This window comes from Methylobacterium sp. B1 (assembly GCF_000333255.1).
GTDB lineage: Bacteria > Pseudomonadota > Alphaproteobacteria > Rhizobiales > Beijerinckiaceae > Methylobacterium > Methylobacterium fujisawaense.
Map to the genome: position 1 here is coordinate 1 of NZ_BACT01000688.1, position 5,840 is coordinate 5,840.

The 5,840-nt window shown below is 69.2% G+C and carries 6 protein-coding genes; 3 read left to right on the top strand and 3 right to left on the bottom strand.

The window, feature by feature from the left end:
• The coding region (locus I53_RS20245) for an NrtA/SsuA/CpmA family ABC transporter substrate-binding protein (protein ID WP_106428192.1) at nt 1-959 on the bottom strand (959 nt) is incomplete at its 3' end.
• Nucleotides 960-1,077: 118 nt separating this feature from the next.
• On the opposite strand from I53_RS20245, the gene I53_RS20250 reads away from it, so the two are divergent.
• Nucleotides 1,078-1,974, top strand: a complete 897-nt coding sequence (locus tag I53_RS20250; RefSeq protein ID WP_043354034.1) for a LysR family transcriptional regulator — start codon at nt 1,078-1,080, stop codon at nt 1,972-1,974.
• Between the two features lie 47 nt (nt 1,975-2,021).
• Here I53_RS20250 and I53_RS20255 read toward each other — a convergent pair whose 3' ends face one another.
• Together I53_RS20255 and I53_RS33440 are read right to left on the bottom strand one after the other, a co-directional pair.
• Entirely contained in the window at nt 2,022-2,990 is a 969-nt protein-coding gene (locus tag I53_RS20255; protein WP_251982381.1) for an alpha/beta fold hydrolase, read from the bottom strand.
• A gap of 17 nt (nt 2,991-3,007) precedes the next feature.
• On the bottom strand, nt 3,008-3,202 hold the full coding sequence (locus tag I53_RS33440; RefSeq protein ID WP_251982382.1) for a fatty acid desaturase: 195 nt from the start codon (nt 3,200-3,202) through the stop codon (nt 3,008-3,010).
• 279 nt (nt 3,203-3,481) lie between these two features.
• Between I53_RS33440 and I53_RS20260 the strand changes: the two genes are divergently transcribed.
• On the top strand, nt 3,482-5,101 hold the full coding sequence (locus I53_RS20260; protein WP_051044915.1) for an ABC transporter substrate-binding protein: 1,620 nt from the start codon (nt 3,482-3,484) through the stop codon (nt 5,099-5,101).
• A 4-nt stretch (nt 5,102-5,105) separates the two neighbouring features.
• Nucleotides 5,106-5,813, top strand: coding sequence for an ABC transporter permease (locus I53_RS20265; RefSeq protein ID WP_051044916.1), 708 nt, complete (start codon nt 5,106-5,108; stop codon nt 5,811-5,813).
• Nucleotides 5,814-5,840 lie beyond the last annotated feature (27 nt).

Consider the following 5,840-nt stretch of genomic DNA (forward strand, 5'->3'; position numbering starts at 1 on the left):
TGCCGGTGCTCCGCCCGCCCCATCGCTTCGACGAAGCGGGTGTCGATGAAGCCGGGCTCCGGCAGCCGCTTGATCTGCTTGAGCGCCAGCATGTGCTGCGCGTAGGCGTCGGCCTGCCGGACCTCGTTCGGCCCGAGGCGCCAGGTCAGCTCGACGTTCGGGGCCGAGAGTTCCAGCGCCTCGCGCTTCTGCCCGAGCTTGGCCACCGCCATGGCGATCATCGCGTCGCGGTCGCCGGCCGCGAAGTCCGTCGCCTTGCGGTGGATCTCCAGCATGGTCCGGACGAGGTCGGGCCGCTCGGCCAGCGTGTCGCGGTGGGCGCCGAACACCATGTTCAGCGCGCCCATCTCGGTGCCGTAGGGGTACTCGACGAGCTGGCCGACGCCCGAGGCGAGGCTGACGCCGGGCCCCGGCTCGGCGCCGACATAGGCGTCGACGTCGCCGCGGGCGAGCGCGATATGCATCTCCGAGAAGGAGACGCGCACGGGGGTGATGTCCTTCACGGACAGCCCCTCCATGCGCATCCGCTCCAGGACGAAGACCTCCTGGGTGCTGCCGGGCCAGATCGCGACGCGCTTGCCGCGCAGGTCCTTGATGGCGTGGATGTCGGAGCCCTTCTTGGCGATCACCGCCATCCCGCGGTTGCAGGTGGAGGCGATCACCACGAGCGGCTCGCCGGCGGCGGCGCCCAGCGTCGCGGCGGCGATGCCGAAGGTGCCGAAATCCACCGATTTGGTGACCACGGCGTTCTTGCACTCGGTGGGGCTCTCGAAGGGCACCACCTCCACGGTCACGCCCGCGGGGGTGAAGCGCTCGTAGAAGCTCGGCGCGATCGAGTGGATCAGCTTGAGCGAGCCCATCCGGATCGTGACCGGCGTGCCCGCGGCGCGTGCCCGCGACAGGGGACCGAGGGCGAAGCCGGCCCCGAGACCGGCCAGAAGGGTGCGGCGACGGATCATCGAACGGCTCCTGCAGGATCGCTATCGCCGTGACGCTAGGTGCGCTCCCTGTTGCAAGGAAGTGCTATTTTCTGAGCGTGTCGTTGCTTTCTCGGCAACGGGGGCGCACGATGCCAGCGTGAAGCACCTGCGCACCGTCACCTACGTCGCCGAGGTCGCACGTGCCGGCTCGATCCGGCGCGCCGCGGAGCGGCTGAACCTGACGCCCTCGGCCCTGACGCGGCAGATCCAGGATCTCGAATACGAGCTCGGCACGCCGATCTTCGAGCGCCTGCCGCAGGGGATGCGGCTCAACGCGGCCGGCGAGCTCTTCGCGCGGCACATCCGCGACCAAGTGGCGGATCTCGACCGGGTGAGGTCGCAGATCGCCGATCTTTCGGGGGTGCGCCGCGGTCACGTGTCGCTCGCCTGCAGCCAAGCCTTCGTCACGCAGGTGGTGCCCGAGGAGGTCGAGGCCTACCGGGCCCGGTTCCCCCAGGTCGGCTTCATGGTCCAGGTTCGCGATCACGCGCAGGCCGTGACGGCCCTGGCGGCGTTCGAGGCCGATCTCGCCCTGATCCTGCAACCGCCGCCTTCGGCGGAGCTGCATCCGCTCTTCTCCGGACACCAGACCCTCTGCGCGCTGATGCGCACGGGGCATCCGCTGGCGTCGGAGACCGGGCCGGTCCGGCTGCGCGACTGCCTCGGCCATGCCCTGGCCCTGCCCGACCACTCGCTCGCCATCCGCCATCACATCGAGCATGCCCTGGCCCGGCGCGGGGTCGAGCTCCGGCCGGTCGTCGAGTCGGGCTCGCTCGAATTCCTCCGCAACCTCGTCCTGCGGGAGGATCTCATCAGCCTGCAGATCCCGAGCGGCATCCCCCAGGACCCGCGCCTGCACAGCCGCCCGATCGATCTCCGCGACCTGACGCCGATGACGCTGGTCCTCGCGCAGTTGCGCGGGCGATCGCTCTCCGTCGCGGCGGCGAAGTTCGCCGATCAGCTTGTGGTTCGGCTCAACCGGGAAGCGGTCTGATGCGGCGCACGCCCTGAGGCCGGCGCGTCACCGCTCTCCGCGCCCGATCAGGGCGCGCCCGCTTCGGCCGTGGCGAGGAAGGCCCGCACGGTGTCGCGGAGAAAGGTGGCATCGGCCGGGTTGATCGACGGGTTGCCGGCGCGGTGGCCCCAGATGCTCGGGATCGGCTGCAGGACGGCGTCGCGCAGATGCGGCAGCTCGGCGGCGTTGTCGGCGACGCGGAAGTAGAGATCCGTCTCGCCCGGCATCAGCAGCAGCCGGGCGGTGATCGCGTTGAGCGCCCGGGTGAGATCGCCGCCGTAGCGCGGGTCGCGGCTGATGTCGCCCGCCTCCCAGGTGCAGAGCTGCGCGTAGAGATCGGCCGCAGGGCGGCGGGCGAAGCGTTCCTCCCAGTCGGTGCGCAGGAAGCTGTCGAGGTCCGGGGCGCCGAGCGCGGTGCGGTGGAGGTCCGCCCGGTAGAAGTCCTGGCTGAGCGCCCAGCCCGCATAGATGCGCCCGAAGGCCCGGAGGGCGGCGGCCGGCTCGGCCGAGAAGCGGCCCCCGCCGCCATGCTCCGGCGCCGCCTCCAGCACCGCCATGAGGCCCTTCAGGAACACGCGGTTGTGGGTGGCGGTGCGGGCGCTGCCGCAATTGATCACCGCGCGGGCCACGCGGTCGGGGAACAGGGCGGCCCAGTGATAGGCCTGCTGGGCCCCCATGGACCAGCCGTAGACGGCGTGCAGGCGCTCGATCCCCCACATCTCGGCGAGCAGGCGGCGCTGCGCGTGGACGTTGTCCCAAGCGGTGACGAGGGCGGGCCAGTCCGGGGTGTTCGACGGGCTCGACGACAGCCCGTTGCCGAACATGTCGGGGATGACGATGAACCAGCGGTTGGGATCCAGCACCCCGTCGGGGCCGATCAGCCATTCGAGGTCCGGATGCTGGGCTCCGTAGCTCGTCGGGTAGAGCACGACATTGTCGCGCCCGGGCGACAGGGTGCCGTGCGTCTTCCAGCGCAGCTGCGCGCTTGGCAGCACCGCCCCCGACTGAAGCGTCAGGTCGCCGAGTTCGAAGGTTCCGGTGGCCGTCGCCCAGCCGCTAACGGGCGCAGCGTCCGCACGAAGCCGACCTGCCAGCGGTTGTCGCCCCGCTGCGGCACGCCGGGCCGCGCGCGCATCGCGGTATGGGCGTCCGGCAGGCTGTGGAACGGGATCGACGGATAGAGGTGGTGCTCGGTGTGGACGGGCATGGCCTACATGAGGCGCCGCATGAGGCCGTTGGTCAAGGTCGTGCGGGTGTGGGTCGGGCCGTTGTCGTCCATCGTGCCGGCCGCCCGCTCCAGGTCGGGCCGGCCTTCGGCGCGCCCGGTGTCGGACTGAGATACACGGAAGATCTACTGCGTACTTCGGTGTAATAATTTGTGTCGGAAAAATATTTCCCCATCCCGGCGATGTAATGGATCGGTCGGTCCGAAACCTGCTTGGCACGCGTGTTGCGAACGGGCTGGACGCTTCAGGAGTCCTCTGGCTTGTCCCGCACGTCCGACGTGACCGATCTCTCCCGCCGCACCGTTCTGGCGCTTCCCCTCGGCCTCGCAGCGGCCGCGAGCGGCGCGCGCGCCGCCGAGCCGAGACGCGGGGGCACGATGGTGATGATCGTCCATCCCGAGCCCTCGACCCTGGCCCATTACGCGGTGTCGGCGGGCAATATCCCGCCGATCGCCACGCAGGTCTACGAGGGGCTCTGCACCTACGACTGGGACCAGAACCCGCAGCCGAACCTCGCGAAGTCGTGGGAGGTCGCGCCCGACGGCAAGACCATCACGTTCAAGCTCCAGGACGGCGTGACCTTCCACAACGGCAAGCCGTTCACCAGCGCCGACGTGCAGTACTCCTTCATGGAGATCCTGAAGAAGTACAATCCGATCGCGCCGGTCATGCTCGCGGAGCTGGTGGCCGTCGACACGCCGGACCCGATGACCGCGATCCTGCGGCTCGCCAATCCGGCGCCCTACATCATGAAGGCGCTGTCCGGGCGGGATCTGCCGATCCTGTGCCGCTCGGTGTTCGAGGGCACGGATGTCCTGCAGAACCCCAGCGCCAACAAGCCGATCGGCACCGGTCCGTTCAAGTTCACGAGCTGGGAACGCGGCCAATTCGTGCGCCTGGACCGCAACGAGCAGTACTGGAAGCCCGGCCTGCCGTATCTCAACCGGATCGTCGCCCGGTTCATCCCGGATGCGGCCACGCGCTCGGCCGCCATGGAGGCGGGGGAGGCGCATTTCGCCGGGTACAGCGCGGTGAACTACGCCGACCTCGCGCGGATGAAGACCAACCCGATCCTCGATCTCACGACCAAGGGCTACGAGATGACGCCGGCCCAGAGCGTCCTGGAGCTGAACGGCCGTCACCCGCATCTCCAGAAGAAGGATGTGCGCCAGGCAATCGCCTACGCCATCGACCGCAAGGTCATCCTCAAGGACGTGATGTTCGGCTACGGCCTGCCCGCCACCGGCCCGCTCAGCCGCAAGTTCAAGACCGCCGGCCTCTACACCGACGACGTGCGCCAGTACGACGTGCCGGACCGGCTGGACATCGCCAATAAGCTGCTCGACCAAGCCGGCGCCCCGCGCGGTGCGGACGGGACCCGCTTCGCCCTGCACCTGGAGGTGAATTCCTTCGGCGAGCAGTGGCTGCGGCAGGCCGAATACCTGAAGCAGGCGCTCGCCATCGTGGGCATCGCCGTGACGCTCCGCTCGGAGGACACCGCGACCTGGCTGCGGCGCGTCTACACCAACTACGATTACGACCTGAACGAGCCGTTCCTGAGCCAGGGCGTCGACCCGGTCTACGGACTGAACAAGCAGTTCCTCACCAGCCAGATCCGCAAGGGCGTGACCTTCGTCAACGACACCTTCTACTCGAATCCCGAGGTCGACCGCATGCTCGGCGAGGGCGCGCGCGAGCCGGACGCGGAGAAGCGCGCCGCGCTCTACAAGAAGGTCCAGCAGGTCCTGGCGGAGGACAGCCCGATGATCTGGCTCATCGACGTGCAGTACGTCAGCGTCTTCAACCGGCGCCTCAAGGACCACACGACCGGCCCCCTCGGAACCCAGCAAGCCTTCGAACGGGCCTGGATGGACACGTAATCCCGTGCGGCTCGCGCGTTTCCTCGGTTACCGGCTGCTGCTGGCGATCCCGGTGGTGCTCGGTATCGTCGTGCTCAACTTCTTCTTGATCCACCTCGCCCCCGGCGATGCGGCCTCGGTGCTGGCGGGTGAGAGCGGCGCGGCGAGCCCCGAATACATGGAGCAGCTGCGCCATAAGTTCGGCCTCGACCAGCCGCTCGCCACGCAGTTCGGCGTCTACCTGCTGAACATGCTCCACCTCGATCTCGGCTACTCGTTCCGCAACGACAGCCCGGTGGGGAGCCTGATCGTCGACCGGCTCTGGCCCACCGGTCTGCTGATGCTCACCGCCTTCGCGGCGGCGTTGGTGATCGGCACGCTGCTGGGCCTCGTGGCGGCGACCGGGCGCAATGCCTGGCGCGACGCGATCATCTCGCTGGTCAGCCTCGTGGCCTACGCGACGCCGGGTTTCTGGCTCGGGCTGATGATGATCGTGGTCTTCGCCATCCGCCTCGGCTGGCTGCCCACCAGCGGCTACGACACGGTCGGCGCCGACAACGAGGGCTGGGACGAGGTCTGGGATGTCGGCCGCCACCTCGTCATGCCGGCGGTCGCGCTCGCGCTGTTCTACCTCGCGGTCTACGCCCGGGTGATGCGCGCCTCCGTGCTGGAACAGGTCGGCATGGACTACGTCACCACCGCCCGCGCCAAGGGCCAGACCGAGCGCGGGTGAAGACGGGGCCGTCCTGCGCAACGCCCT

Coding starts and splice junctions, on each gene's coding strand:
- I53_RS33440 (WP_251982382.1), bottom strand. CDS start 3,202: ATGCCCGTCCACACCGAGCACCACCTCTATCCGTCGATCCCGTTCCAC.